At 68.5% G+C, this 23,662-nt stretch carries 32 protein-coding genes and 1 tRNA gene; 24 read left to right on the plus strand and 9 right to left on the minus strand.

Going from position 1 to position 23,662, the window contains the following annotated elements; all coding sequences use genetic code 11:
- Positions 1–52: 52 nt before the first annotated feature.
- The 4 genes from ABT340_RS41170 to ABT340_RS41185 all read right to left on the minus strand — a co-directional run bounded on the left by ABT340_RS41170 (position 53) and on the right by ABT340_RS41185 (position 3,484).
- Positions 53–1,162, minus strand: a complete 1,110-nt coding sequence (locus ABT340_RS41170) for a PucR family transcriptional regulator (protein WP_352016428.1) — start codon at positions 1,160–1,162, stop codon at positions 53–55.
- 189 nt (positions 1,163–1,351) lie between these two features.
- Positions 1,352–1,828: a DUF350 domain-containing protein gene (locus ABT340_RS41175; protein WP_352016382.1), complete on the minus strand. Its 477-nt coding sequence runs from the start codon at positions 1,826–1,828 to the stop codon at positions 1,352–1,354.
- A gap of 51 nt (positions 1,829–1,879) precedes the next feature.
- Positions 1,880–3,040 carry a glutathionylspermidine synthase family protein gene (locus ABT340_RS41180; RefSeq protein WP_352016383.1) on the minus strand — a complete coding sequence of 387 codons (1,161 nt, stop codon included), beginning with the start codon at positions 3,038–3,040 and terminating at the stop codon, positions 1,880–1,882.
- A 9-nt stretch (positions 3,041–3,049) separates the two neighbouring features.
- Positions 3,050–3,484, minus strand: a complete 435-nt coding sequence (locus ABT340_RS41185) for a hypothetical protein (protein WP_352016384.1) — start codon at positions 3,482–3,484, stop codon at positions 3,050–3,052.
- A gap of 114 nt (positions 3,485–3,598) precedes the next feature.
- Between ABT340_RS41185 and ABT340_RS41190 the strand changes: the two genes are divergently transcribed.
- The gene (locus tag ABT340_RS41190; RefSeq protein WP_352016385.1) at positions 3,599–4,264 is read left to right on the plus strand and encodes a helix-turn-helix transcriptional regulator; all 666 of its coding nucleotides are present in this window, start codon (positions 3,599–3,601) and stop codon (positions 4,262–4,264) included.
- On the opposite strand, the gene ABT340_RS41195 is transcribed toward ABT340_RS41190, so the two are convergent.
- Entirely contained in the window at positions 4,250–4,783 is a 534-nt protein-coding gene (locus ABT340_RS41195; protein WP_352016386.1) for a MarR family winged helix-turn-helix transcriptional regulator, read from the minus strand. The genes ABT340_RS41190 and ABT340_RS41195 overlap by 15 nt on opposite strands.
- Positions 4,784–4,859: 76 nt before the next feature.
- Between ABT340_RS41195 and ABT340_RS41200 the strand changes: the two genes are divergently transcribed.
- Positions 4,860–6,122, plus strand: coding sequence for an amidohydrolase family protein (locus tag ABT340_RS41200; RefSeq protein WP_352016387.1), 1,263 nt, complete (start codon positions 4,860–4,862; stop codon positions 6,120–6,122).
- A 40-nt stretch (positions 6,123–6,162) separates the two neighbouring features.
- On the opposite strand, the gene ABT340_RS41205 is transcribed toward ABT340_RS41200, so the two are convergent.
- The 3 genes from ABT340_RS41205 to aceE all read right to left on the minus strand — a co-directional run bounded on the left by ABT340_RS41205 (position 6,163) and on the right by aceE (position 11,040).
- The gene (locus ABT340_RS41205) at positions 6,163–6,471 is read right to left on the minus strand and encodes an ArsR/SmtB family transcription factor (protein ID WP_352016388.1); all 309 of its coding nucleotides are present in this window, start codon (positions 6,469–6,471) and stop codon (positions 6,163–6,165) included.
- A 134-nt stretch (positions 6,472–6,605) separates the two neighbouring features.
- Positions 6,606–8,192 carry an alpha/beta hydrolase gene (locus tag ABT340_RS41210; RefSeq protein WP_352016389.1) on the minus strand — a complete coding sequence of 529 codons (1,587 nt, stop codon included), beginning with the start codon at positions 8,190–8,192 and terminating at the stop codon, positions 6,606–6,608.
- A 100-nt stretch (positions 8,193–8,292) separates the two neighbouring features.
- Positions 8,293–11,040: a pyruvate dehydrogenase (acetyl-transferring), homodimeric type gene (aceE, locus tag ABT340_RS41215; protein WP_352016390.1), complete on the minus strand. Its 2,748-nt coding sequence runs from the start codon at positions 11,038–11,040 to the stop codon at positions 8,293–8,295.
- A 333-nt stretch (positions 11,041–11,373) separates the two neighbouring features.
- On the opposite strand from aceE, the gene ABT340_RS41220 reads away from it, so the two are divergent.
- The 7 genes from ABT340_RS41220 to ABT340_RS41250 all read left to right on the plus strand — a co-directional run bounded on the left by ABT340_RS41220 (position 11,374) and on the right by ABT340_RS41250 (position 15,475).
- Entirely contained in the window at positions 11,374–11,772 is a 399-nt protein-coding gene (locus ABT340_RS41220) for a secondary thiamine-phosphate synthase enzyme YjbQ (RefSeq protein WP_386195657.1), read from the plus strand.
- Between the two features lie 123 nt (positions 11,773–11,895).
- A complete protein-coding gene (locus ABT340_RS41225; protein WP_352016392.1) occupies positions 11,896–12,324 on the plus strand; it encodes a DUF3052 domain-containing protein in 429 nt (142 codons plus the stop codon).
- Between the two features lie 83 nt (positions 12,325–12,407).
- Positions 12,408–12,866, plus strand: coding sequence for a peroxiredoxin (locus ABT340_RS41230; protein ID WP_352016393.1), 459 nt, complete (start codon positions 12,408–12,410; stop codon positions 12,864–12,866).
- Between the two features lie 58 nt (positions 12,867–12,924).
- A complete protein-coding gene (locus tag ABT340_RS41235) occupies positions 12,925–13,248 on the plus strand; it encodes a hypothetical protein (protein ID WP_352016394.1) in 324 nt (107 codons plus the stop codon).
- Between the two features lie 111 nt (positions 13,249–13,359).
- Positions 13,360–14,307 (plus strand): ROK family protein, encoded by a 948-nt coding sequence (locus ABT340_RS41240; protein WP_352016395.1) that lies wholly within the window; start codon positions 13,360–13,362, stop codon positions 14,305–14,307.
- A gap of 34 nt (positions 14,308–14,341) precedes the next feature.
- A tRNA-Val gene (locus ABT340_RS41245) sits at positions 14,342–14,413 on the plus strand.
- 120 nt (positions 14,414–14,533) lie between these two features.
- Entirely contained in the window at positions 14,534–15,475 is a 942-nt protein-coding gene (locus tag ABT340_RS41250) for a tyrosine-type recombinase/integrase (protein ID WP_352016396.1), read from the plus strand.
- A gap of 625 nt (positions 15,476–16,100) precedes the next feature.
- On the opposite strand, the gene ABT340_RS41255 is transcribed toward ABT340_RS41250, so the two are convergent.
- On the minus strand, positions 16,101–16,697 hold the full coding sequence (locus ABT340_RS41255) for a hypothetical protein (protein ID WP_352016397.1): 597 nt from the start codon (positions 16,695–16,697) through the stop codon (positions 16,101–16,103).
- A 176-nt stretch (positions 16,698–16,873) separates the two neighbouring features.
- On the opposite strand from ABT340_RS41255, the gene ABT340_RS41260 reads away from it, so the two are divergent.
- The 15 genes from ABT340_RS41260 to ABT340_RS41330 all read left to right on the plus strand — a co-directional run bounded on the left by ABT340_RS41260 (position 16,874) and on the right by ABT340_RS41330 (position 23,590).
- Positions 16,874–17,143, plus strand: a complete 270-nt coding sequence (locus ABT340_RS41260; RefSeq protein WP_352016398.1) for a helix-turn-helix domain-containing protein — start codon at positions 16,874–16,876, stop codon at positions 17,141–17,143.
- Positions 17,140–17,430, plus strand: a complete 291-nt coding sequence (locus ABT340_RS41265) for a hypothetical protein (protein WP_352016399.1) — start codon at positions 17,140–17,142, stop codon at positions 17,428–17,430. Before ABT340_RS41260 ends, ABT340_RS41265 begins: the two co-directional genes overlap by 4 nt.
- Entirely contained in the window at positions 17,427–17,570 is a 144-nt protein-coding gene (locus ABT340_RS41270; protein WP_352016400.1) for a hypothetical protein, read from the plus strand. The genes ABT340_RS41265 and ABT340_RS41270 overlap by 4 nt, the downstream gene beginning before the upstream one ends.
- 80 nt (positions 17,571–17,650) lie before the next feature.
- The gene (locus tag ABT340_RS41275) at positions 17,651–18,340 is read left to right on the plus strand and encodes a hypothetical protein (RefSeq protein ID WP_352016401.1); all 690 of its coding nucleotides are present in this window, start codon (positions 17,651–17,653) and stop codon (positions 18,338–18,340) included.
- Positions 18,337–18,663 (plus strand): hypothetical protein, encoded by a 327-nt coding sequence (locus tag ABT340_RS41280; protein ID WP_352016402.1) that lies wholly within the window; start codon positions 18,337–18,339, stop codon positions 18,661–18,663. The genes ABT340_RS41275 and ABT340_RS41280 overlap by 4 nt, the downstream gene beginning before the upstream one ends.
- Positions 18,660–19,043, plus strand: coding sequence for a DUF6197 family protein (locus ABT340_RS41285; RefSeq protein WP_352016403.1), 384 nt, complete (start codon positions 18,660–18,662; stop codon positions 19,041–19,043). The genes ABT340_RS41280 and ABT340_RS41285 overlap by 4 nt, the downstream gene beginning before the upstream one ends.
- Before the next feature lie 112 nt (positions 19,044–19,155).
- Positions 19,156–19,572 carry a MerR family transcriptional regulator gene (locus ABT340_RS41290; protein ID WP_352016404.1) on the plus strand — a complete coding sequence of 139 codons (417 nt, stop codon included), beginning with the start codon at positions 19,156–19,158 and terminating at the stop codon, positions 19,570–19,572.
- The gene (locus ABT340_RS41295; protein WP_352016405.1) at positions 19,572–19,931 is read left to right on the plus strand and encodes a helix-turn-helix transcriptional regulator; all 360 of its coding nucleotides are present in this window, start codon (positions 19,572–19,574) and stop codon (positions 19,929–19,931) included. Before ABT340_RS41290 ends, ABT340_RS41295 begins: the two co-directional genes overlap by 1 nt.
- Positions 19,931–20,164, plus strand: coding sequence for a hypothetical protein (locus ABT340_RS41300; protein ID WP_352016406.1), 234 nt, complete (start codon positions 19,931–19,933; stop codon positions 20,162–20,164). The genes ABT340_RS41295 and ABT340_RS41300 overlap by 1 nt, the downstream gene beginning before the upstream one ends.
- Positions 20,161–20,994: a hypothetical protein gene (locus ABT340_RS41305; protein ID WP_352016407.1), complete on the plus strand. Its 834-nt coding sequence runs from the start codon at positions 20,161–20,163 to the stop codon at positions 20,992–20,994. Before ABT340_RS41300 ends, ABT340_RS41305 begins: the two co-directional genes overlap by 4 nt.
- Positions 20,991–21,575, plus strand: a complete 585-nt coding sequence (locus ABT340_RS41310) for a hypothetical protein (RefSeq protein WP_352016408.1) — start codon at positions 20,991–20,993, stop codon at positions 21,573–21,575. The genes ABT340_RS41305 and ABT340_RS41310 overlap by 4 nt, the downstream gene beginning before the upstream one ends.
- Positions 21,572–21,955, plus strand: coding sequence for a hypothetical protein (locus tag ABT340_RS41315; RefSeq protein ID WP_352016409.1), 384 nt, complete (start codon positions 21,572–21,574; stop codon positions 21,953–21,955). Before ABT340_RS41310 ends, ABT340_RS41315 begins: the two co-directional genes overlap by 4 nt.
- Positions 21,956–22,002: 47 nt before the next feature.
- A complete protein-coding gene (locus tag ABT340_RS41320) occupies positions 22,003–22,434 on the plus strand; it encodes an HNH endonuclease (RefSeq protein ID WP_352016410.1) in 432 nt (143 codons plus the stop codon).
- Positions 22,435–22,559: 125 nt separating this feature from the next.
- Positions 22,560–22,877 (plus strand): hypothetical protein, encoded by a 318-nt coding sequence (locus ABT340_RS41325; protein ID WP_352016411.1) that lies wholly within the window; start codon positions 22,560–22,562, stop codon positions 22,875–22,877.
- Between the two features lie 236 nt (positions 22,878–23,113).
- On the plus strand, positions 23,114–23,590 hold the full coding sequence (locus tag ABT340_RS41330) for a hypothetical protein (protein ID WP_352016412.1): 477 nt from the start codon (positions 23,114–23,116) through the stop codon (positions 23,588–23,590).
- Positions 23,591–23,662 lie beyond the last annotated feature (72 nt).

A 23,662-nucleotide genomic window follows, 5' to 3' on the forward strand; every position in this document is an offset into this window, starting at 1 on the left:
TCTCTTGTAGGAAGCCTACAACGGAGGTTTCTTGGAGATTACCGGCAAACCACTATGTGACGTCCGTCTCGGACAAGCGGCCGAGAATGAGCCCGACCTGCAGCGTGAAGGCAGAGCGGCCCTCGGTCGGCTGGTAGCCCGTCAGCTCGGTGATCTTCCGCAGGCGGTAGCGAACCGTGTTCGGGTGCACGAACAGTAACCGGGCCGTGGCTTCCAGGGAAGTGCCCTGCTCCAGATAGGTCGCCAGGGTGTCGAGGAGGGGCGTGCCCGCGAGCGGGACGTAGACGTTCTCGATCAGCTGGCCCCTCGCGTCGGCGTCACCGTCGATGGCCCGCTCGGCCAGCAGGTCCTCCGCGTGGACGGGCCGGGGGGCGTCCGGCCAGCCGGCCGCCGCCCGCAGCCCGGCTATCGCGGCCCTGGCCGAACTGGCGGCCGCCTGCAGGTCGTTCACCTCGGGGCCGATCACGACGGGGCCGGGGCCGAAACGCGGCACCACGTGCCTGGCCGCCGCGCCGACGCTGTCCGCGCCGCCGACGATCACGATCAGGCGGCCGCCCTGGACACCGGCCAGCATGTCGAGGCCGGATCTGCGGCCCCGGTCGCGCAGCCCGTCGATCACCGCCTGCGGGTCGTCGTCCGGCGTCTGCCCGGCCAGCACGACGACGGGGGAGGAGGTCCAGCCGAGCGCCGCGGCCCACGAGTGCAGGCCGTCGTCGACCTCGCCCCTGACCAGGGCGTCCACGATCAACGCCTCAAGGCGCGCGTCCCAGGCGCCGCGCGCCTCCGCCTCGCGCGCGTAGACCTGCGCGGCGGCGAAGGCGACGTCACGGGTGTAGCGGAGCATCGCCTGCTGGAGCTGCGCCTCCCCGCCCGGCGCGGCCAGCTCCCCGGTCTGCGCCTCGACGACCTCGACGACCATGCGGACGATGTCGACCGTCTGCTGCAGCGAGATGGAGCGCTTCAGCTCTCTCGGCGCGGTGCCGAAGAACTCGATGCTGGGGGTCAGGCGGCCCTCTCCGGCGTGCTGGAACCACTCGACGAACGCGGCGATGCCCGCCTGGGCGACCAGCCCGACCCACGACCTGTCCTCGGCGGACAGGGCGCGGAACCACATCAGCCGCTCGTCCATCCTCGACATGGCGGCCGTTCCCAGCGTTCCCATGGCCCGCTCCAGCCTGCGGGTGGTGTCCTGCCGTATCCGGTCCGAGGCGAGATCCCCCTGCCCGGCCCCTGCCACGGCGTCGCTGTGTCTGCTGGCTCTCTCGCTCCGCTCCCTCACGTGATAAGAGTGCCAGGTCGCGAGGGATGCGCCAGCCGCGGCCGGAGGCCCGGGCGCCGATCCCGGGGGCGGTCAGATGACGGCGACGGCCGTGATCAGCCCGATGACCACGTGGGTAACCGCGAGAAGACGTGTGCCCGGCTGCAGGTCGGACTCCGTGACGAGTTCGCGGACGGAGATCCCGACCACCCTGTCGAAGGCGAGCATCGCCACCGTCTGCACGGCGATGCCGGCCAGCCCGAAGACCAGGGTGGCCAGCAGTCCCTCGTGCAGGGCTCCGCCGGAGGACCAGATGGAGGCCGCGACGATCAGTCCGACGGCGGTCAGGCCGGAGGCGGTGAGCATCGTGGCGTTGGGATTGCGGTCGACCCTGATCAACCTGCTGAGCTTGCCGGGGATGGCGAGGTCGATCACATAGAAGCCGATGATCAGCAGGATCACGCCGAGCACGGCGTAGGAGGCGATGGCGAGGGCGCCGCGGCCGAGGGTCTCGGCGAGCGAGACGGTCTCCGTGCCCGCGATGGCGAGCGGCTGAGGGGTGGGGATCATGGTTCTCTCTTTTCGGGCTCTTCTGGGCTTTCAGGCGGAGCCGAGGGGGCCTCAGAGTTCGATGCGGTGCGGGACGAAGGATGAGGTGTCGTCGGTGACGAGCCCGGATGTCTCGCGGATGCCGACCCCGGCCGCCTCGTCGTGGACGACCCAGGCGCCGAGCACCGGACGCCAGCCGTCGAAGAGCGGCAGCGCCTGGAACTCCTGGTGGACGTGCCCCTCGGCGCCGTAGTCGCCCGGGGTCTCGACGCTCGTGCCGGGGGTGACGATCCGCATGCCCGCGCCCTCCCTGCCGAGGAGTGGCTTGACGATGTAGGAGGTCAGGTCGCGGGGGCCGTCGAGGTAGGCGGGCAGCAGGTTGGGATGGCCGGGGTACAGCTCCCAGAGCACCGCGAGCAGCGCCTTGTTCGACAGCAGCATCTTCCACAGCGGCTCGATCCAGGTCGAGGAGACCTGCTGGCGCACCGCCCTGGCGCCGAAGGGGTCGGCGACGGCCCACTCCCAGGGGTACAGCTTGCACAGGGAGCGGATCACCCGGCGTTCCATGTCGACGAAGCGCAGGTTGAGGCCGTCCCAGCCGATGTCCTCCATGGCCACGGCGATCGTGCTCAGCCCCGCCTGCTCGGCGGTCTCCTGGAGGTAGGCGATCGTCATCGCCTCCTCACCGGTCTCGTCCATCCTGGTCCAGGCGAAGTGTGAGGGCCCGGTCGGCAGCCCCTCGGCTATCTGCCGCCACCGGTCGATGAGCCGTTCGTGGATGGAGTTCCACTGGTCGTCGCCCGGATGGCGGTCACGCAGCCAGAACCACTGCACGACCGAGCTCTCCAGCAGGCTGGTCGGGGTGTCGGCGTTGTACTCGAGCAGCTTGGCCGGGCCGGTTCCGTCGTAACGCAGGTCGAAGCGGCCGAACAGGTGGGGGTCGCCGCGCCGCCAGGAGTCGGCGATCTCCTGCCCCGCCCACTCCGGCACGGCGAAGTCGGCGTAGCGGCCCCGCTCGACGACGTGCTCGACGACGTGCAGGCACATCCGGTGCAGTTCCTCCACCTGGGCCTCAAGGCTGAGCACCTCGTCCATGGAGAAGACGTAGTGCGCGCCCTCGTCCCAGTAGGGGCGATCCAGGCCGCCGGGATGGGCCGTGCGGTGGTAGGCCAGCCCCTGGCTCTCGATGATGGCCTCCCAGCCGTCGCGGGGAGGCGAGGTCTCGCGTCTCATCCGCCCGGGTCAGCTTCCGCCGCTGCCCCAGCGGCTCCCGAAGCCGCCTCGCTGGATGACCGTTCCCTTGCGGGTCGTGATCCGCACGTCGGAGGGACGCACCGTGGTGCCGTGGCCGATCCGGGTCCCCGTCCTCACGCCGCCGTAGTACCACCGGTAGGCACCGTGGGAGCCGTGGTAGCTGCTCTCGTCGTCATCGTCGCAGTAGTCCTCGTCGACGACCGTGTACGAGCCGTCCGGCTGGTAGCTGTTGAGGTCGACGCACTCGGCCCCGACCTCCTCGTAGTCGTCCTGCGCCGAGCAGTAGCCGATCAGGAGCAGCGAGACGACACCGATCCCGGTGAGGGTGATGACCTTCGTCGCCTTGGACCCCGAGGGGGTGACGTCGTGCTTTCCGCCGGAGTTCCGGCCGGCGGCCAGGGGGTGTTTCGGACTTGCGGCCATCGGGCTCCAATGAGATACGTCGACACAGGGTATCGGTGCTGTTTTGTGTGTTCAACTGCCCAACTGGGGCGGGAAAAGTGGGGAGTGTCGGTATCGACGCGTAACGTGACAAGTGTGAACCGTACCGACCGGCTGCACGCTCTGCTCGGGGAACTCCGCGCCGCCTCGCCCGAGGCCCTGCCGGTGGGCGAGCTCGCCGTCAGGCTCGGGGTGAGCGCCCGTACGGTCGAACGTGACGTCTCCGACCTGCGAAGATCCGGTGTGCCGGTGCGCGCGCGGACGGACGGGGACGGTGGCTACCTTCTCGGTGAGGGCATGACCCTGGGTCCGCTCGGCCTGACCCGGGAGGAGGCGGCGGCGGTCGTGGCCGCGCTCTCCCGGGAGGAGGAGGGGCCGGCCCGGGACGCCCTGCGCAAGCTGGAGGCCGCGCTGCCCGCGCAGGGGACGCGGGAGCCGGCCGTACGGCCGGGCACGGCCGCCGAGGCGGAGCCGTATCCCCGGGTTTCGGCGGTGGTCGAGCGGGCGCTGCTGCACGGGCGGGTGCTCAGGATCGAGTACGAGGACCGGAGTGGACGGGTGAGCGTCCGCGAGGTCGAACCGACGGTCCTGGTCGGCGGGCGTGGCGGGCACTGGTATCTCGTGGGTGTGTGCAGGCTCAGGCAGGACGTCCGCGCCTTCAGGCTCGACCGGGTCGGCAGGGCCGAGGAGACCGGTGAGGCGGCGCCCGGGCACCCGGCCGACTGGGCCGAGGGCCTGGGATGGGGGTCAGCCCCGGCGTGAGGCGCCCGCCCGGTCGCCGAGCGTGAGAAGCACCTCGCGCAGCAGGTCGGCCAGGGTCCGCGCGCTCTCCTCGGAGACGCCCGCCAGGAGGTTGTCGTGCGCCTCGGTCGTGGCCAGGGCGAGCTCCTCGGCCCGCCGGACGCCCAGCGGCGTCAGGCACACCCAGGAGCTGCGGCCGTCCGCCGGGTCCGGCTCGCGCTCGACGAGCCCGGCGGCGGTCAGCCGCTGCAGAATGTTGCTCGTCCCGCCGGTGGTCAGCGAGGAACGGGAGGCGAGCATGCTGGGCTTGAGGCGATGGGGGGCGCCCGCCCGGCGCAACGTCGCCAGCACGTCGAACTCGGCGTAGGTCAGGCCGTACTCGCCGAGCACGGTCTGGGTGACCTCCTCGACCATGGACTTCAGCCGCCCGACACGCTTGACGATCTCCAGTTGGACGGTCGCGGCCTCGGGCAGCTCCGCTCGCCACCCCTCCATCATCTCGTCGACGTGGTCCCGTCCGGCGCTGTCTCCCGGTGCCATGGATTGAGGATAGCTCTCTCCCCTGATAGCTTTTGAGAAAGCTTTTCCGATTGCTTTCTTGGTAGGGAGATGTTCCATGCGCATGCTCATCGCCGGCGGAACCGTCATCGACACCGACCCCGAGGTGCGCGTCCTGCCGGACGCGGACGTCCTCATCGAGGACGGGGTGATAGCCGCCGTCGGGGCGAACCTGGCAGCGGAGGACGCCCAGGTCCTCGACGCGACGGGCATGATCGTGCTGCCCGGCCTCGTCGACACGCACCGGCACATGTGGCAGAGCGTCCTGCGTTCGATCGCGGCCGACACCACGCTGGGGGACTACCTCGACCTCGTGCTGGGCAGGCTCGGCCCCGTGTTCCTGGCCGAGGACGTCCACGCGGCCAACCTGTGGGGCGCGCTTGAGGCGCTCGACTCCGGGACCACCACCGTCTACGACTGGTCGCACATCCAGATCACCCCCGGTCACACCGACGCCGCGCTCGACGCCCTGGCCGGGTCGGGAATCCGCTGCGTCTTCGGCTACGCCCCTCCCGGAGCCGGGAGCGACCCGCGCCAGCGGGCGGAGGTACGGCGGATCGCCGGGCTGAGCCTGCCCGCCCTGGTGACCCCGGCCCTGGCGGCGCTCGGGCCCGTCTACGGCCCCGCGGAGGCGGCCAGGGCCGACTGGCTGCTGGCCCGCGAACTCGGCCTCCAGATCAGTGTGCACGCCACCGGGACCGGGACCGTCGAGTGGCTGCACCGCGAGGGGCTCCTCGGGCCCGACGTGATGTTCGTGCACGGCAACGGTTTCACCGACGAGGCGATGGGGCTCGTCGCGGACAGCGGCGGCGTCGCCTCCGTCGCCCCGGCCGTCGAGTCCCAGATGGGGCACGGCCTGCCGGAGACAGGCAGGTTCCGCGGCTTCGGCGTCACGACCGGGCTGGGCGTCGACACGGTCACCGCAACGCCGGGCGACATGTTCGCCGTGATGCGCGCCGCGTTCGCCGCCGAGCGGGCCAGGGGAGGATCGCTCACCGCCGCCGAGGTGCTGCGGATGGCCACCGTCGAGGGGGCCGCCGTACTCGGCATGGACGGCCTGATCGGCTCGCTGCGGCCGGGGAGGCAGGCCGACGTCGTCATGCTCCGCGCCGGGGACCTCGGCCTCGCGCCGGTCCACGACCCGGTCGGCGCCGTGGTGACCGCCGCGGGGCCGGCCAACGTGGACACCGTGATCGTGGCGGGCCGCGTCATGAAGCGGGACGGGCGGCTGCTGCGCGCCGGCACGCGCGGGGCGCTCGACGCGGTGTCCCGCTCGGCGGCGCGGATCGCGCGGGCCGCGGGCACCCCGACCCCGGCCTGAAACGCTTCCGGCCTGGGACCCCGGGCGCCCGGCCGACCGCTCAGCGCAGCGCGTTCAGCACCGAGTCGAGCAGGCCGGGGAAGCGCGTGTTCAGGTCGTCACGCCGCAACCTGACCAGGCGTGAGCGGCCGTCCATGGTGGTCAGGGTGACCCCGGCCTCCCGCAGGACCCGATAGTGGTGGGACATCGTGGACTTGTGCACGTCGATGCCACTGCCGATCTCCCCGCAGTTCTCACCCTCGCTCCTGGCGAGTCTCGCCAGGATCTCAAGCCGCACCGGATCGGCCAGCGCGTGCATGACCTCGGCCAGCTTGATGTCATCCGCAGCGGGATGCCATGGCTCGCGCATCAGTTCACCCGCACCTTCACGGATCCATCCTAGTGCCGAGATAGCACAGTTGAGGGAATGTCAAACCATTTGTCACCTACAGAATCCTTCCGGTAACTCCGTAGGGGTTTTCCCGGTCGATGTCCCTTCTGGGATCACGAAGAGGGGCAGGTGGTGCCGTTCTCGGGGACCTTCCCGTCGAGCAGGTAGCCGTCGGTGACCCGCTTGACGCACGAGTCGCCGGACAGGTAGGCGCCGTGCCCCTCGCCCTTGTAGGTGACCAGCACACCGGTCTTGAGCTGGGAGACCAGCTTCGGTGCCCACTCGTACGGCGTCGCGGGGTCCCCGGTGCCGCCGACGACCACGATCGGGGCCGAGCCCGTGGCGTCCACCCGCCTGGCCTCGTCGCTGCCGGGCACGGGCCACGCCGCGCACAGGGCGCCCATTCCCGAGCCGCCGAACAGCGGGGAGATCTCCAGGGAGGCCTTCTCGGTCCTGTCGAGCTGCTCCCGGGTCGGCCGCTCGGAGGTGTCCACGCAGGTGATGGCGGGGAAGCTGCTCATGATCGTCGAGTAGGAGCCGTCGGGCATGCGGGCGTTGTAGGCGTCCGCCAGATACAGCAGGATCCGGCCGTCGCCCTTGAAGCCACGGCCGAATCCCTGTTCGAGCAGCGGCCAGGTCAGGTCGGAGTACAGCGCCGCGGCGATGCCGGTCACGGCCAGGCCCTGGGTGAGTTTGCGGTCGCCGACGGGCAGCGGGTTGATCCGCAGGTCGTCGAGGAAGGCCTTGACGTTCTTGTTCGCGCCCGCGACGTCCGGCCCCGCCTCGCATTCGCCGGGTCCCTTGATGCAGTTCCTCAGGAAGGAGTCGTAGGAGTGCTGGAAGGCGGTCGTCTGGGCCAGTGAGCGCTGCTCCAGGGTGACGCTCGGGTCGAGCGGCCCGTCGAGGATGAAGCGGTGCACCTTCTTGGGGAACAGCGTCGCGTAGACCGCGCCGAGCTGCGTGCCGTACGAGATGCCGAAGTAGTCGAGTTGCCTCTCGCCGAGGGCCGCGCGGAGCCTGTCCATGTCGCGGGCGGCGTTGACCGTGCCGACGTACGGCAGAACCTTGCCCGAGGTCCGTTCGCAGGCGTTCACGAAGGCCTTGATGGTCTCGTTCTGCCTGGTCCGCTCCGCCTGGTTGGTGGCCACGGTGTCCATGGCCAGGTAGTGGTCCATGTCCCTGTCGGTGCCGCACCTGACGCCCCCGGTGCGCTCGACCCCCCGTGGGTCGAAGCTGACCAGGTCGTATCTGGTGTTCAGGCTGCTGAAGATCTTGTACGACTGGGCCATGGTGTCGATGCCGGACGCGCCGGGACCACCGAAGTTGAACACCAGGGAGCCGAGCCGCCTGCCGGGTTCGGTCGCCTGGACGCGGATCACCGCCATGTCCAGCTTGTCGCCGTCCGGTTTGCCATAGTCCAGCGGGATCTGCAGCCGTCCGCACTGGAACCTGGGGTCGGGCCGGGGGGTCGCGCCGTCCGGGCGCCTGATGTCGGTGCAGGGGCCCCAGGCGATTCCGGTGGGGTTCGCCGTGCCGGACGGTGAGCTCGTGCCGGGCGACCAGGGCGGGACCGGGCTGGGACTCGGGTCGGAGATGTTCGCCACGGCCCCGTAGCCGCCGGGCCCGTTGGCGCTGCCGCAGGCGGTCAGCGCGGCGGAAAGGGCCGTCGCCGCAGTGGCGGCGGTCAGAATTCTTCGCATTGGGCGCCCCCCTCGGGTCAGATCGTTCGCCGGGGGAAGCGATTCCACCCTAACCGGGCGAGGCCCTCCGAAGAAGGACCCGCCCGGCGGGGTGATCAGGTCACAGTCCCATGGACTGCGTGTCGTTGCTCTCGACGCCACCGGCCTCGGTGACGCCGTTCCTCAGGTGGTACTTGGCGACGGCCTCCTTCAGCACCCGCCCGTCGAGCTCGCCACGCTTGACCAGCTGGGTGAGAACGGCCAGCGTGATCGAGGCGGCGTCCACGTGGAAGTGGCGGCGCAGCGCGGAACGGGTGTCCGACAGGCCGAAGCCGTCGGTGCCGAGCGAGGCCCAGTCACCGGGGACCCACTGGGCGATCTGGTCGGGCACCGCCCGCATGTAGTCGCTGACGCCGACGAACGGCCCCTCGACCGCGGAGAGCACCTTGGTGACGTACGGCACGCGCTGCTCGGAGTCGGGGTTGAGCAGGTTGTGCTCCTCGACGGACAGCGCCTCGCGGCGCAGCTCCGTCCAGGAGGTCGCGGACCAGACCTCGGCCGCGACGCCCCACTCCTCGGCCAGCATCCGCTGGGCCTCCAGCGCCCACGGGCCCGCGACACCGGAGGCCAGGATGTTGGCCTTCGGGCCGTTGGAGGCCGGGGCCGGGGCGAAGCGGTACAGACCCTTGAGCAGACCCTGGACGTCCACCCCCGCGGGCTCCGCGGGCTGGGCGTAGGGCTCGTTGTAGACGGTCAGGTAGTAGAAGATGTTCTCCGGCTGCTCGCCGTACATCCTGCGCAGGCCGTCCTGGACGATGTGGGCGACCTCGAAGGCCCACGACGGGTCGTAGGAGACCGCAGCCGGGTTCGTCGAGGCGGTCAGCGGGGTGTGGCCGTCCTCGTGCTGCAGGCCCTCGCCGTTCAGGGTGGTACGGCCCGCGGTCGCGCCGAGCAGGAAGCCCCGGCCCATCTGGTCGCCCAGCTGCCACATCTGGTCGGCGGTGCGCTGCCAGCCGAACATCGAGTAGAAGATGTAGATCGGGATCATGTGCTCGCCGTGCGTGGCGTACGCCGTGCTGACGGCGAGGGTCGAGGCCATCGACCCCGACTCGCTGATGCCCTCGTGCAGGATCTGACCCTCGGTCGACTCCTTGTAGGACAGCAGCAGCTCGCGGTCGACCGGGTCGTAGGTCTGGCCGTGCGGCGAGTAGATCTTGGCGGTCGGGAAGATCGCGTCGAGACCGAAGGTGCGGGCCTCGTCCGGGATGATCGGCACGAACCGGTGGCCGATCTCCTTGTCGCGCATCAGGTCCTTGAGCAGCCGGACGAACGCCATGGTCGTGGCGACGTTCTGTTTGCCGGAGCCCTTCTTGAGCTGCGCGTAGGCCGCGTCGCCCGGCAGGGTGATCGGCTTGGCGCGGACGACGCGCTTGGGCAGGAAGCCGCCCAGGGCCGCGCGCCGCTCCATCATGTACTGGATCTCGGGGTCGTTCTCGCCCGGGTGGAAGTAGGGCGGAAGGTCGCCTTCGAGCGCGGAGTCCGGGATCGGCAGGTAGAGCCGGTCGCGGAACTCCTTCAGGTCGGCCTTGGACATCTTCTTCATCTGGTGCGTGGCGTTACGCGCCTCGAAGTCCTTGCCGAGCGTCCAGCCCTTGATGGTCTGGGCGAGGATGACCGTCGGCTGGCCGACGTGCTCACGCGCCGCCTTGTAGGCCGCGTACACCTTGCGGTAGTCGTGGCCGCCGCGGGACAGCTTGCGGATGTCCTCGTCGGACAGGTGCTCGACCATCTTGCGCAGGCGCGGGTCGCCGCCGAAGAAGTCCTCGCGGATGTACTCGCCGCTCTCGACGGAGTAGGTCTGGAACTGGCCGTCGGGGACGGTGTTCATCTTGTTGACCAGCACGCCGTCGACGTCGGCGGCCAGCAGCGGGTCCCAGTCACGGCCCCACACGACCTTGATGACGTTCCAGCCGGCGCCCCTGAAGTAGGACTCCAGCTCCTGGATGATCTTGCCGTTGCCGCGTACCGGGCCGTCGAGGCGCTGCAGGTTGCAGTTGATGACGAAGGTGAGGTTGTCCAGCTCCTCACGGGCGGCCAGACCGATCGCGCCGAGCGACTCGGGCTCGTCCATCTCGCCGTCGCCGAGATAACACCACACGTGGCTGCGGCTGGTGTCCTTGATCTTCCGGTTCAGAAGATAGCGGTTGAACCGGGCCTGGTAGATCGCGGCGATCGGGCCGAGACCCATGGAGACCGTCGGGAACTCCCAGAAGTCCGGCATCAGGCGCGGATGAGGATAGGAGGGCAGGCCCCTGAAGCCGTGCGAGCGCTCCTGCCTGAAGGCGTCGAGCTGGGCCTCGTTGAGGCGGCCCTCAAGGAAGGCGCGGGCGTAGATGCCGGGCGCGGCGTGGCCCTGGATGAAGACCTGGTCGCCGGACTCGCCGTGGTCCTTGCCACGGAAGAAGTGGTTGAAGCCCACCTCGTACAGCGAGGCCGCGGAGGCGTAGGTGGCGATGTGCCCGCCGACGTTGGTCCGGGCGTTCGCGCGCGTCACCATGACGGCCGCGTTCCATCGGATGTATGCGCGGATTCTGCGCTCGACGTACTCGTCGCCGGGGAACCACGGCTCCCGCTCGGGAGGAATGGTGTTGATGTAGTCGGTGCTGCGCAGGCCGGGCACCCCGACCTGATGTTCGCGGGCCCGCTCCAGTAGGCGAAGCATCAGATAACGGGCACGAGTGCGACCTTCCGTCTTGACGACGTTGTCGAGCGACTCGAGCCACTCCTGGGTCTCGCTTGGGTCGACATCAGGGAGCTGGCTGGGTAGGCCGTCGCTGATAACCGAGAAACGCTGGCGTCCGGAAGCCACTGGGTCTCGCCTTCCGAGGATGGACTTTTGTCTGGTGTAGGTCGTCTTCCATCCTGGTCGCTTACCCCGGAAAGTGCATCTCTACTGACCGGTAACCAGGAAGACCCTGCTGGCAGGGGCCCATAAGTGGAGTAGACCACCGATGGTAGGACGAATTGTCCCCAAAGGGTACATGGGCCTGGGGCCGCCGTAACGGTCCGGGAGACGCGGAACACACCGTTCTTTCGAGGGATGGGCAGACGGGGACGTTCGCGCTAGGCGATACGCCCCCTTCCCGGGCGTTCGACCGTCGTCGCAGCTCAGCGTGGATCGTAGGATCGGTATGTGAGATCCATGACGATCGAGGTGGTGACGGGTTCCCGGCAGAGGGTGCACGACATCACCCAGGAATGCGAGGGCTTCGTCCGCTCGTGCGGGGGTGACGGGCTGCTGCACGTCTTCGTCCCGCACGCGACCGCCGGTGTCGCGCTGATCGAGCTCGGCTCCGGCAGCGACGACGACCTGCTCGCCGCGTTGGAGGACCTGCTCCCCGCCGACGACAGGTGGAGGCATGCGCACGGCTCGAAGGGGCATGGACGTTCACATGTCATGCCCGCTCTCATTCCGCCGTACGCGACCGTCCCGGTCCTGGCCGGACGGCTCGCGCTGGGCACCTGGCAGTCCATCGCTCTGGTGGACCTCAACGTCGACAATCGGGAACGCCAGGTCCGTTTGTCATTTTTGTCGGACTAATTCATACGTAGCCCAGTCGTTGCCGTGGCGACCGTTGACGACCGAGGGTCACAGCGTGTGGACTGTGCCGAAGCACTCTGAGCGCCGTGTAGCTGCGGGGCCATTCAAGTAGGAGGGAAAAACGTGAGCGCGACCGCTGGTCAGGCGCAGGGCGAACGCAGCCTGGCCGAACGGCTCGGTCTCAAGCAGGGTCAGGTGGTGCAGGAGGTCGGCTGGGACGAGGACGCCGACGACGATCTGCGCGACTCCATCGAGGAGCTGACCGGCAACGAGCTGGTTGATGAAGACTTCGAGGACGTCGTCGACGTCGTGCTGCTGTGGTGGCGCGACGGTGACGGCGATCTGTTCGACGCCCTGAGCGGTGTGGTGACCAATCTGAGCGACGGCGGCCAGATCTGGCTGCTCACTCCCAAAGCCGGTCGTGACGGGCATGTGGAGCCCAGCGACATCGGGGAGGACGCCACGACGGCGGGCCTGTCGCAGACGAGCAGCATCAGCGCTGCTCCCGACTGGTCGGGGACGAGGCTGGTCACACCGAAGGCGCGTCGATAGGGTTCGCCCTGCCGTACGGCTCGCGGCGAGCCGTACGGCAGGATGATGGTCCTGATTGTCATCCGATGAAAGGACCTTTGGCCATGACGGTGGATGTGGGCTCCCCGGCTCCGGACTTCGAGCTGAAGGACCAGCACGGCACCCCGGTCAAGCTTTCGGATCATCGGGGTAAAAAGGTCGTGCTGATCTTCTACCCCCTCGCGTTCAGCGGTGTCTGCCACGGCGAGCTCTGCGCCCTCCGTGACGAGTTCATCGCCAACGCGCCCGAGGACGTCCAGGTGCTCACGATCTCGGTCGACTCCGTGTTCACCCACCGGGCCTGGGCCGACCAGGAGGGGTACACCTTCCCGCTGCTCTCCGATTTCTGGCCGCACGGGCAGGTCGCGCAGGCGTACGGTGTGTTCGACGAGGAGAAGGGCATCGCGACGCGTGGCACCTTCGTCATCGACGGCGAGGGCGTGGTCCGCTGGAGCGTCGTGAACCCCATCCCTCAGGCGCGAGACATCGCCGAGTACCTCAGGGTGCTCGCCGACCTTTCCTAAGCGGTGAGCCCGCGGGCGTCCATGTGGCGCCCGCGGTCCACGACCCTCGGAGGCGATCATGCCCTGCTTCTCCTGCGGGGCCAGGCAGACCGACCCCGTCCGCGGCGCCAGTCCGTGGAAGCGCGGGGTGCGCGGGGAGGCCCAGGTCCTCGTCTGCCCGGACTGTCAGCGTACGCACGACCTCGAACTCGACACGTGCTCCTCATGTGGCTCCGCCGCGCTCATCTGCAGGCTCGGCGAGGTCGAGTGCCGCTCCTGCGGGGCGGTGCGTCCGGCCGCGGCCGGGGAAGGAGTGCTCCCGCCCCGCCCGTCCGGCCTGTCGAAGGAACTGGCCGACGAGGTCGAGGCCGCGCTCAACCGGGTCCTGGGGCGAGTTCATTAGTGCTCATAAATCTGCTTTAAGCGCATTTGTGGGCATCTGTAGTCATGTGGCGTTATTGCCATGCACTATGGTCAGGCTCGGACCCCTTCCTTCGACCTGCTGGATGCGCGCATGAGCTCCTTCGTTGTGGCCCTTGACGTCGGTGGCACGTCCATGAAGGGAGGCGTCGTCACCCGCTCGGGCGAGATCGCCTTCAGCGAGCGGCGTGACACCCCGCGTGAGAGGGGCCCGGCGGCGGTCGTCCAGTCGATCCGCTCCTTCATCGACGACCTCGCCGTCGCGGGCGGCGGCGAGCCCGCCGGGGTCGGCCTGGCCGTACCGGGGCTGGTCACCCCGCAGAAGGCGCTCTACTCGGCGAACATCGGCTGGCGCGACGTCAGCGCCGAGGACTTCGTCCCGCTCGACGTGCCGGTGATGCTCGGGCACGACGTGCGCACCGGTGGCCTCGGGGAGAGCGTTCTCGGCGCGGGCCGTGAGATCTCCGACTTCCTGTTCCTGCCCATCGGGACCGGCATCGCGGGAGCGGTCGTCCTGCACGGCGAGCCGTACGGCGGCAGCGTGGGGTGGGGCGGCGAGATCGGGCACATCCCGGTCTTCCCCGACGGGGAGCCCTGCGCCTGCGGCCAGATCGGCTGCCTGGAGACCTACGCCTCCGCCTCGGCCATCGGCCGCCGCTACTCGGCCAGGTCCGGTTCGCAGACGACCGCCAAGCAGGTGGCCGCGCTGATCGCCTCGGGCGACCCGGTGGCGGTCGCGGTGTGGGACGACGCCGTCGAGGCGCTGTCCCTGGCCCTGGCCACCTACACCCTCCTGCTCGACCCCGAGGCGATCGTCCTCGGCGGCGGCCTGGCCGAATCCGGGGACCTGCTGGCCGTACCGCTGGCCGAACGGCTCGGCAAACGCCTGGCCTTCCGCGCCGCGCCCCCGCTGCGCGCGGCCACCCTCGGGGTCAACGCGGGCATGCTCGGCGCGGCCCTGCTCGGCTGGCGCGCGGCCGGGTGGGCTGAGGCGGGCACCACGTGGTCGCTTGATGTGCTGAAGTCCCCTCCGGTGGCGTAAGGTGTTATCCCGTCCATCCGGACGGGATTTCCCGGGGCGCTTAGCTCAGCGGTAGAGCGCTCGCCTTACAAGCGAGATGTCACTGGTTCGAACCCAGTAGTGCCCACAACAAGCCCCTGACCTGCAATAACAGGTCAGGGGCTTCCTGTTGCGCCGACTAACGCTTTGGCTACATTGCTCAGACACACCTCGCCTGGACGATGTCGCTTCTCTATGGTGAGCCGCCATGGCCACCTTGACCCCCGGCGCCGCCGACGCCTTCGGATCGGAGATCACCTCGTTCCGTCGAGCCCTGAAGGCGGAGAACAAGTCGGACAACACTGTCCGGATCTACACGGATGCGGCCGAACGGTTTGCCAACTGGGTGATTGACCCGCCCGGGGACGTCGAAGGCGATAGTGCCGACCCCGCCGAGGCATGGGACGAGGTCACTAAGCGGCACATCCAAGCATGGATGATCCATCTGCTGAGTGAGGGGACAGCGGGGTACGCCAACAACCAGTACCGGGCCCTGCAGCAGTTCTTCAAGTGGTGGGCGGCCGAAGAGGAGGTCTACAGCCCAATGCTCACCCTGAAGCCCCCTACGGTGCCTGAGAAGCTCGTGGACGTCCTCCGGGCCGAGCAGCTCGGCCTGCTGCTGAAGAACTGCCAGGGGCGCGACTTCCTGTCCCGGCGCGACCTTGCGATCTTCTACGTTTTCATGGACTCCGGGGTGCGCCGTGCGGAGTGTGCGGGCCTCGAAGTCGAGCACTTGGATCTGGACATGCGGGAGATCACCGTCCTGGGCAAAGGGCGGCGCAACCGAGTGGTCACCATCGGCCGCAAGGCGACAATCACACTGGACCGATACCTGCGTGCGCGAGCCAAGCACGCCCAAGCGCACCTGCCGGCCCTGTGGCTGGGAGAGAAGGGCAAGGGGCCGCTAACAGGAAACGGGATCTACCAGATGATCGATCGCCGCGGCGACGAGGCGGGCATCCAGGGGCTGCATCCACACCAGCTGCGGCACACGTGGGCGCACTTCGCGAAGCAGAACATGTCGGAGGAGGAGCTCATGCGACTGGCGGGCTGGCGGTCGCGGCAGATGGTAGACCGGTATGCCGCGTCTACTGCTGATGAGCGGGCGCGTGAGGCCGGGAAGCGCAAGGCGTTGGGGGACGGCCTGTAACCCGGTTGCCGGGCAGGTATAAAAGGCTGCCCTAAGTAAGGGTTGGCTATGTCGAACAGTTCGGACATTTGGTGTCGAACTGGTGTTTGTGCGGCTACTCAGAGTTGATGATCGGCTACTGTCTGCGCCTTCTCTGGAATGTGCAACAAAGTTAAAATTTCACACCTTATAGTCCCTTTCCTTCTACCTCTCGTCCCGCATAGAGTGAAACAAATTTCGCCCGGGGGAGACGGGTCGCACGGTACAAGGGGGCACAATGGCGTGCCCCTGGGAGGTATGAATGGGGCTGTACGCGCGGCGCGCACTCCAGGCTGTAGCCCTGATTCTCGCAGGAGCAAGTATCTACTTCGCCAAAGCCGAGGTTGGGTCGGACCGGGCTTTCCAGGTCCTGCTCTGCGCGGCCGTTGTCGCAGGTCTATGGGCCATAGGGGCGGAACTGTCTCGGGGTGACAAAGTGATCATGGCTGCGACCCGTCTCCTTGCCGAAGCCATGCAAGAAAAGCGGGAACGTGGAGAGGACGACGCAGACGAGTAGTGCCCTGGGTGCTGATTGAGGAAACGCTGCAATAGTGCGTCTCGCAAGTGCGGGGCGCACTATACGTATGCCCGATTTGCCCTTCTTTTATTATATAAGATTCAGGGCCTCTCGTAGCTTCTTGAGGCTTGTAATCAAGTCCCGTTTCTGGCCTCGTGAGAGATTCGGGTCGTCCATGATCTGCTTTACCTGCGCCTCGTAGCGTTCTGTAGGTGACGCCGCCCTCCGGATGGCAAGGTCTGCCACTGTGGCGAGGCCGGCCTCCACAAGGGTCTCTCCGAGTGTGTAGCCCGACCGGCGCCCCAGTTCTCGTAGTGCTTCGATCAGGGGGCGGAAGTTGTCGACGCTGCTTCCCTCGCCTTCCAATGCTGTCGTGATCCATGGGGCTGCGAGGTTGTCGGCGGGAGCCTCGGGCGCCCTCGCAGATGGCGGCACCTCTTCTGGGGTGCCGCCAGCCAGGATCGCGTCGACGCTTCCTTGCTGCCAAGCAAGGGCGACTTCGATGCCCCCCTTGGTGAGGGGCATGATCTTGCGAGTTCCTGTCCGTACGGTTCGCAGGCCTTCTTTGGTGAGGTTTGCCCGGTCGGCTACTTGATTCCAAGTCAGCCCCAGCTGTACGCGACGCTCGTCCATCAGCTGGGCGAGGCGGCTGCGCGCCGCCGCATCGGTCTCTCGTGTGGGGTGCACGCACGCATCATGCCTGACAAGTGAAGGCAGGTCTAGGCAGATCGAAGCAAGGTTTTGCTGTTCAGCGCCAATTTTTGGCCTGACTGTTGGCCCGACTAGGACGGATTTGGGAAGTTAAAGACAGAAGATCGGGCAGATACCTTGCGATCTGCCTCTATCTGCCCTAAGTTCTGTCCATGGCGCAACTCACACAGGCCGACGGACTCAAGATCCGACGCGAACGTGAGCGGCAGGAGCTCACGGTTGACGAGCTCGTCGCCCGCCTCGCCGCCGAGGAGGACATCCGTCGGCACCCCGACTACATCCGCAACATCGAACTGGGCTACAAGCAGCCCTCGCCGAGACTTCTGGGTTCCATCGCCCGGGTGCTTGGCGTGGAACGTGACACCCTGCTCGGCCCAGAAAACCCCCGCCTCACCCGCCGGCGTCGGGTGGTCAAGAAATGAACGTCCATCAGACGAACGTCCATCAGACGAACGGCCGCATCGGCGCCCTGGAGTCGTGGTCCCGCACCATCGATCGGACCGCGCGTACCAAGCCTGCGCACTCCAAGTCCCCTGCCTCGCTTGATTATTGGCGGGCGACCGTGGACCCCAAGGGTGAGATGAGCATCCCTGACCGGGAGAAGGCGGCGGAGAACGCTCACCGGGCTCACATGCTCAGGCTCGCCAAGGCGTCCGCTGATGCGCGTCGCATCAGGAAGGCCCTCAAGAAGCCGAGACCGGCAGCGTGAAAGGCCTCATCCCCGGCCGGGTCTACCCCCTGACCCCGGAGACGTACGCCCTGTGGGGTGCGTCCCGCCTCGACTTCGCCGCTGACCAGCGTGAGGCCGACGCCCTCATCGCGCGGCTCCGCAAGGCCTACCCCAACTGAGTGCGGGCCCAGCCGCAGCCACGGCTGGGACCCGCTGACCCACCCGCTCAAAGACCTCACACAGAGAGAGCAGGCAAGTCATGACCATTATCACCGACTCCGGCCTGATGGACCTGATGGACCTCGGCCAGTTGCCCCCGACCTCTCCGGCGGTCATCACCGCCCGCGAGGTCGCCGCCCAGGCGGAGCGGCTGGCCTCCCTCCCCACCGCCCCCGAGGACCGGCGGGAGATCCTCCTGCTGCTGGTGACGGCCAGCCAGCACCTGTTCGACGCCGCCGTCGCGATCAGCCTCCAGATCACGGCTGAGGCGCCGCCCCTGTCCACGCTCGGTGAGCAGCCCTGGGCGCGGATGCTGGCCGCGGTGGACGCGGCGAGCGCGGGGTTCGTCCAGTCGCGTGACGCCTTCGCGAAGGCTGTCGAGGCCGACGAGGACCGCGCGGCCTGCCAGTACGGCGGCGACTACACCGCCGACCTGCGCAGCCTCGGCGACCGCCTCACCGAGCTGGAGACCACGATGGCCACCCTCACCCTCGCCTCCCCGGCGCCGACGCTGGACAACGTCCGCACCCGCCTGCTCGACCTGTGCACGGCCATCGCCGCCCGGGCCCGCGGGCTCAACCCCGACGCCACCCTGAACGCGGCGATCGACCAGATGCTGGCCGCCCGCTACGAGCACGGTATCCAGCACCGTTTCGCCGCCACGATCCGCGCCGCCCTGGAGGCCACGCTGACCGCCGCCACCAACCAGCAGCGGGGCGGTGCCCTGTGACCGCCCTCACCGTCGCCCCGGTCGGCCCGACCGCTCCGGACGAGCCCTCCTCACCCATGTCGGCCGCTTCCGCCGCGCTCCTGACGGCGGCGACCGCGATCTCCGCGCTGCAGCAGGCCCGTGTGATGGGCATGGAGGCGGTCGGCATCATCCGTCAGGCGGTCGCTCCCGCCCGGGTCGAGGTCGTGCTCGACCCCCTCGATGCCTACCTTCGCTCCATCGGACAGGACCCGCGGGCCTTGTACCGGTGGTCTACCCCGCTGGCTACCGCTCAGGTGGCTGAGTGGCTGCGCGACGCGGCCGGTCAGGCGGTGGAGTCGTGACCGTCGAGGTGATCCTCAACGCCGCGGTCGGCGTGCTGGAGAACCGGGGCCGCTGCTTCAACGACTACACGTACGCCGACCAGGTGTGCGTCCTGGGCGCCCTGGCGGTGGCTGCCGGTTTCGACCCGGACTGTTGGATGGGGCTGCAGGAACTGGCGGGTGAGGACCGAACCGGCGCCGAGCAGACGCTGATCGACGCCGCCCAGCGCCTTGCTTCGGTCGTGGCCCCGCGGTGGGCGGACAGCAGAGTCGAGGACCTGTGCGTCGCTCTCGGCGACTGGCACGACGGAGAGCGACACGTCGGGGACGTGCGCCCCACCGACTCGCAGGTACGGGACGCGCTCCTGCAGGCCGCGACTCGGGTGGAGGCAGCGGCGTGACCGACATCGCCGCCCGCTTCAAGCGGGAGACCGCTCTGCACAGGGTGACCGTCCTGCACGAAGACGGCCTGTACCGGCACCTCATCTCTCCGGCGGGGGCGGGTGAGGAGCAGTGACGCTGATTCCCGCCGTGATCCCGCCTTTCCCCACCGGGGTGACGCACATGACGTCCGGCCAGGTAGGCGACCTGCTGGGCGTCACAACCGACAGGGTCGGCGAATGGGCACGCCAGGGGCTGATCACCGCGTCGTTCCGGACCCTGGGCGGGGCGCGGCGCTTCACCGAGGCGGACGTGCAGGCCCTGGCCGAGGTTTGCACGGCAGCCCAGCTCGTAGAGGGCGACATCGTGACGTGCATGTCTTGGAACGGCGGCGCCCCGGTGCGGATCTGCCGGGCCGTGAAGCGCCACCGGCGCGTGTACGTGCGCTGGCAGGACGTAGCGGCCCGCACCCGGGCGGTCGAGGTATCAGTCGGCACCTCGCAACTCGTGCGCCTCCGGGGGCACGCCGCCCGCGCGGGGGTGGCGTGATGGCCGAGACGTATGGCGAACAACTCAAGCGCCGCCGCTGTGCCGCCGAACTGACTCAGCAGGACCTCGCCACCCTGGCAGGGATCTCGCGGACAACGGTCCGCAACCTCGAAAGCGGGAAACACGCCCCCCGCCCCGCCATTGCCGAAGCCATCTGGGCCGCACTCGACCAAAGCGAGCGGGATGAGCAGGCGGCCCACGTAGCAGGAACCGCTGAGCGGATCGCTCGCCGCCTGGACACGTTGGCCAACAACTATCCCGAAGACCTGTTCCCCGATGACGACAGCACCCCAGAGGCGATCCGGGTGATGCGCCGCATCTACCGGCATGCCGCTCGGATCGCAAGGGGGGAAGCGTGATGGCCGACCCCCACCGCCCCGTTCCCGAGGCCCGATTCCAGGAGCCCCGCTACCGCGACGTAGAGGACGTCCCCGACCTGGAGGACGCGCTCGCCGAGTACCTCGCCCACCACCCACTGGACGAGGACGCCGACGCCGAGCACGACCCCTTCTCAGGGCGGATCCCTGTACGAGGAGGACCCGCCCTCGACCCCCAGACCGAGTACGAGTACGAGCAGGAGCGCAAGAAGTGACAACGACCGACGCTGAGCGCAGCCCGCTGCTGGACCTGCTGTCTCCGTTCCCGGACGAGTACGTCGGCAAGCTGCCTCGCATCATTTGCCCTGTCTGCTCCAAGGCGGCGAGTAGGCGCGGGCCGGAGTGCGGAGAGCACAAGAAGGAGCGCTGCTCCACGTGCAACTCGTACATCTCCACCAGGCACATCCACCTGGACTATGTCGGCCACGCCGACGTGACGCGGCGACTCCTGGAGATCGACCCTGAGTGGTCTTGGGAGCCTGTCGAACGTGATGTGAATCCGCAGGTGATGGCTGCGGCGCTCGCGACCGGCAACCCGGACATGGTCCGCATGATGCTGGACGCGGCCCCGCCGAAGTTCGACCTCGACGACAACGGCAACCCCGTCGGCCTGTGGATCTACCTCACTGTGCTCGGCGTGAGGCGACGCGGCTACGGCTCCTGCCCGTCCAACCAGTCCGATGCAGCCAAGGTCCTCATCGGTGACGCCCTGCGAAACGCCGCGATGCGCTTCGGTGTCGCTCTGGATCTGTGGGCCAAGGGCGATCGTGCTGACCCCGCAGCGGAGAACGCCGTGTCAGCGGCTGGCCGCCGAGCCGCGCCTCACCGCGAGCAGACCGCACCCGTCCGGGTACAGGTCGACACGGCCTGGGTGGATGCCTTCGAGAAGCGCCTCGCCGAGTCCACCTTCGAGCAGCTCGGCGGCCTCCGGCAGGAAGTCCTCAACAACTTCAAGGAGCAGCGCCTCGACTCCGACACGGGCAACCGCCTGATGGAGGCCGTCAAGCAGCGCCAGGCCGAGATCGCCGGAACGGAAGCCGCGTGAACGCCAAGTCCACCGCTTTGAAGGTCGCCGCGGCCAAGGTGCTGACGGACATCGTCACAGCAGGCTACGAGGGGGTGCGCGCCGACGCCGAGCAGGCGTTCGGCGCGGCCCGCCGCGACACCGGCGCGAAAACCCTCGACGTGGCCCTGCCGGACGGCACCAGCCTCGGCACGATCAGCATCCTCGCCGGGCCGGTCGAACGGAAGGTCAACGCCTCCGCCGTCGCCGCTGTCGTCGCCCAGTCCGAAAACCTTGTCGAGGAACTCCACCCTGAGGCACTGGCCGACCCGATGCTGATCGAGTTCGTCCGCGACCACATGCCGCACCTGCTTGTGTCGAAGCTGCCCGACCACGCCCTCAAGGCCGCGTACAAGGCCATCGACAAGGACGGCTGCCTGACCTCGCCCGATGGGGAGAAGGTCAAGGTCGCCGAAATCACCCAGGGCGAGGTGACCGGAAAGTTCGCCTACCGGCCCTCGAAGGACGCCGAGGCGGCGATCCGGAAGGCATGGGAGCAGGGCGACCTGCAGAACCTGTTCACCGACCTGATCCGCCCTGCCCTTGAGGCGGGTAAGTCATGACCGACCACTGGGACAGCGTCCACCCGGCCGTTGACCTCAGCATCGGCCAGGTCAACGGGATCCTCATCGCCCTCAGCCGTGAGGGCCGAGACCGGATCAAGGAGTTGAAGGCCCTCAACAAGCAGGCCGCCGAGGCGAAAGCGAACGCCGAGGTCACCTTCGCCCGGGCGTTCATGAACGCCGAAGGCCGGCCCATGGACGAGCGCAGGCAGATCGCGATGCTTGCCGCGGCCGATGCCCGCTTCCAGGCGGACTTGGCTGAGCGTGAGGTGGCCGCTTTCAAGAAGGCCATCGACGCGGCCCGGGACGACCTGGAGGTCGCCCGCACGATCTCAGCGAACGTCCGTGACGAACTGAAGACGCTCGGGGGGCAGCCGTGAACCCTGGCCGACTCCGCCGCACCGCGGAACTGAAGACGAAGACGCCCATGAAGCGGAGCACGCTGAAGTCCAGCGGGACGACCCGCAAGACGGTAACCAAGTCGTCGTCCACCGGCCCCACCCCGGCGGTGCGGCACACGGTCCGTGAGCGGGACCGGGACACCTGTGTGGTGTGCGGCGTCATCGTGACCGGTCGGCCGGCGTCGATTCATCACCGCCGCAACCGCGGCATGGGTGGGTCGTCGGACCCGCGCATCAACGACGTCACCAACCTCGTAATTGCATGCGGTGACGGGACGAGTGGCTGTCACGGCATTCTCACGAACCGGCCGTGGGAAATCGACGCCGAAAAGCACGGCTGGATCATCGGCCGCAACTCCGTCGCCGACCCCGCACTCGTACCAGTCCTGGTGGCGTGGCTCGGCTGGTGCCTGCCGACTCCTGGCGGCCAGTGGGAGCGAACGGAGGCGCCGTCATGAACCGGACACAGGGCGCCGCAGTAGCGCGGGCAGCTTCCAGCGCAAAGTCAGCAGCCCGACGGCATGAGTACAGCCGCCACCGCAACCAGGGGCTGACAGAGGCGCAGGCCGCTACCGCACTAGGAGTGACGCTCCGGCAAGCCCAACGGTACGAGCAGCAACTACGAGCCACCGGCTGGTGCCCGCCGGAACCGAAGAAGGCCAGGCGGACAGCTGAACTGCGGCGTTGCGTCCTCGACCACCTCGCCCGGTTCCCGAACTCGGCGCTGAGCTACTACGAGCTGGAGCGCGTCGCCGACCCGCTGAAGAAACGATCGACAGAAGGCCTGATGATCCGCCTGGCCGAGGAAGGCCTCGTCGAGGTCGTGGTCGGTGAACACGACCCCGGCGTTGACCGCCGTCCGGCTCGGCGATACCGCATCGCCTCTGGAGTGACGTCATGACCGAACTCCCCGGCCCCGCGCTCATCGACTGCCCCACTCCTGCTGGCCACCCGTGCGGCTGCTGCTTGAGGTGCCTCGCTCAGCAGGTTGAGACCCTCCGCCTCTTCTCGGACGACCTACACGGCTCGCCGTCCGACCTCGACCACCCCTGACTTCATTCCCGGTGTCTTTCTCAGCCCGCTGTATCGGGGGCGGGCTGAGAGACACCACCCCACCCCCTGAAAGGGGCTCAGCAAGTGGACACCTACGACCGCGACTGGGGCCAGGAGTGCGCCCCCTACGAGCGCGACTACCGCCAGGAAGACAAGGACAACCGGGCACAGGGGTTCGACCGCGAGCCCGAGCCGCCAGAGGAGTACGAACCGACTCCGCTCGACCTTGACGAGATCGAACGCCTGCTGACGAAGCTGCCCCAGATGGCGTCGCTCACCCACGCGAAGGATGAGCTGCTGGCGGCCATCTCAGGGCTGGTCGTCGAGGTGAAAAGCCTCAGAAACCAGCTCGCCTACTGGCGGGGCTTGGAGGAGGACACCGTCTACGCCTCCGCGCACGGCGGCAACCAGCTTCCCGACGACTGCTCCCTGTGGGTCCACCACCGCGATGGAGAGTCCGCCGACCGCGCCGTCGAGGCGGCGGATGGACAGGCCACGGCGTACATGCGGACCCGGACGCTGCATCCCTGGCAGGAACTCTCCGCCGAAGCCCCCTTCTGACCTGCTTTTCCCCGTCTTGTGCTCGGCCTCGGGGGCGAGCACAAGACGGGCCCCGCACCAAAGATCACTGCA

This window comes from Streptosporangium sp. NPDC000239 (genome assembly GCF_040300765.1).
Lineage (GTDB): Bacteria > Actinomycetota > Actinomycetes > Streptosporangiales > Streptosporangiaceae > Streptosporangium.

What these genes read in the sequence shown, in the direction of transcription:
- ABT340_RS41170 (WP_352016428.1), bottom strand. Translation starts at nt 1,162, where the DNA reads ATGGGAACGCTGGGAACGGCCGCCATGTCGAGGATGGACGAGCGGCTG.
- ABT340_RS41175 (WP_352016382.1), bottom strand. Translation starts at nt 1,828, where the DNA reads ATGATCCCCACCCCTCAGCCGCTCGCCATCGCGGGCACGGAGACCGTC.
- ABT340_RS41180 (WP_352016383.1), bottom strand. Translation starts at nt 3,040, where the DNA reads ATGAGACGCGAGACCTCGCCTCCCCGCGACGGCTGGGAGGCCATCATC.
- ABT340_RS41185 (WP_352016384.1), bottom strand. Translation starts at nt 3,484, where the DNA reads ATGGCCGCAAGTCCGAAACACCCCCTGGCCGCCGGCCGGAACTCCGGC.
- ABT340_RS41195 (WP_352016386.1), bottom strand. Translation starts at nt 4,783, where the DNA reads ATGGCACCGGGAGACAGCGCCGGACGGGACCACGTCGACGAGATGATG.
- ABT340_RS41200 (WP_352016387.1), top strand. Translation starts at nt 4,860, where the DNA reads ATGCGCATGCTCATCGCCGGCGGAACCGTCATCGACACCGACCCCGAG.
- ABT340_RS41205 (WP_352016388.1), bottom strand. Translation starts at nt 6,471, where the DNA reads ATGCGCGAGCCATGGCATCCCGCTGCGGATGACATCAAGCTGGCCGAG.
- ABT340_RS41210 (WP_352016389.1), bottom strand. Translation starts at nt 8,192, where the DNA reads ATGCGAAGAATTCTGACCGCCGCCACTGCGGCGACGGCCCTTTCCGCC.
- ABT340_RS41220 (WP_386195657.1), top strand. Translation starts at nt 11,374, where the DNA reads ATGACGATCGAGGTGGTGACGGGTTCCCGGCAGAGGGTGCACGACATC.
- ABT340_RS41230 (WP_352016393.1), top strand. Translation starts at nt 12,408, where the DNA reads ATGACGGTGGATGTGGGCTCCCCGGCTCCGGACTTCGAGCTGAAGGAC.
- ABT340_RS41235 (WP_352016394.1), top strand. Translation starts at nt 12,925, where the DNA reads ATGCCCTGCTTCTCCTGCGGGGCCAGGCAGACCGACCCCGTCCGCGGC.
- ABT340_RS41240 (WP_352016395.1), top strand. Translation starts at nt 13,360, where the DNA reads ATGAGCTCCTTCGTTGTGGCCCTTGACGTCGGTGGCACGTCCATGAAG.
- ABT340_RS41250 (WP_352016396.1), top strand. Translation starts at nt 14,534, where the DNA reads ATGGCCACCTTGACCCCCGGCGCCGCCGACGCCTTCGGATCGGAGATC.
- ABT340_RS41260 (WP_352016398.1), top strand. Translation starts at nt 16,874, where the DNA reads ATGGCGCAACTCACACAGGCCGACGGACTCAAGATCCGACGCGAACGT.
- ABT340_RS41265 (WP_352016399.1), top strand. Translation starts at nt 17,140, where the DNA reads ATGAACGTCCATCAGACGAACGTCCATCAGACGAACGGCCGCATCGGC.
- ABT340_RS41275 (WP_352016401.1), top strand. Translation starts at nt 17,651, where the DNA reads ATGACCATTATCACCGACTCCGGCCTGATGGACCTGATGGACCTCGGC.
- ABT340_RS41295 (WP_352016405.1), top strand. Translation starts at nt 19,572, where the DNA reads ATGGCCGAGACGTATGGCGAACAACTCAAGCGCCGCCGCTGTGCCGCC.
- ABT340_RS41300 (WP_352016406.1), top strand. Translation starts at nt 19,931, where the DNA reads ATGGCCGACCCCCACCGCCCCGTTCCCGAGGCCCGATTCCAGGAGCCC.
- ABT340_RS41315 (WP_352016409.1), top strand. Translation starts at nt 21,572, where the DNA reads ATGACCGACCACTGGGACAGCGTCCACCCGGCCGTTGACCTCAGCATC.
- ABT340_RS41320 (WP_352016410.1), top strand. Translation starts at nt 22,003, where the DNA reads ATGAAGCGGAGCACGCTGAAGTCCAGCGGGACGACCCGCAAGACGGTA.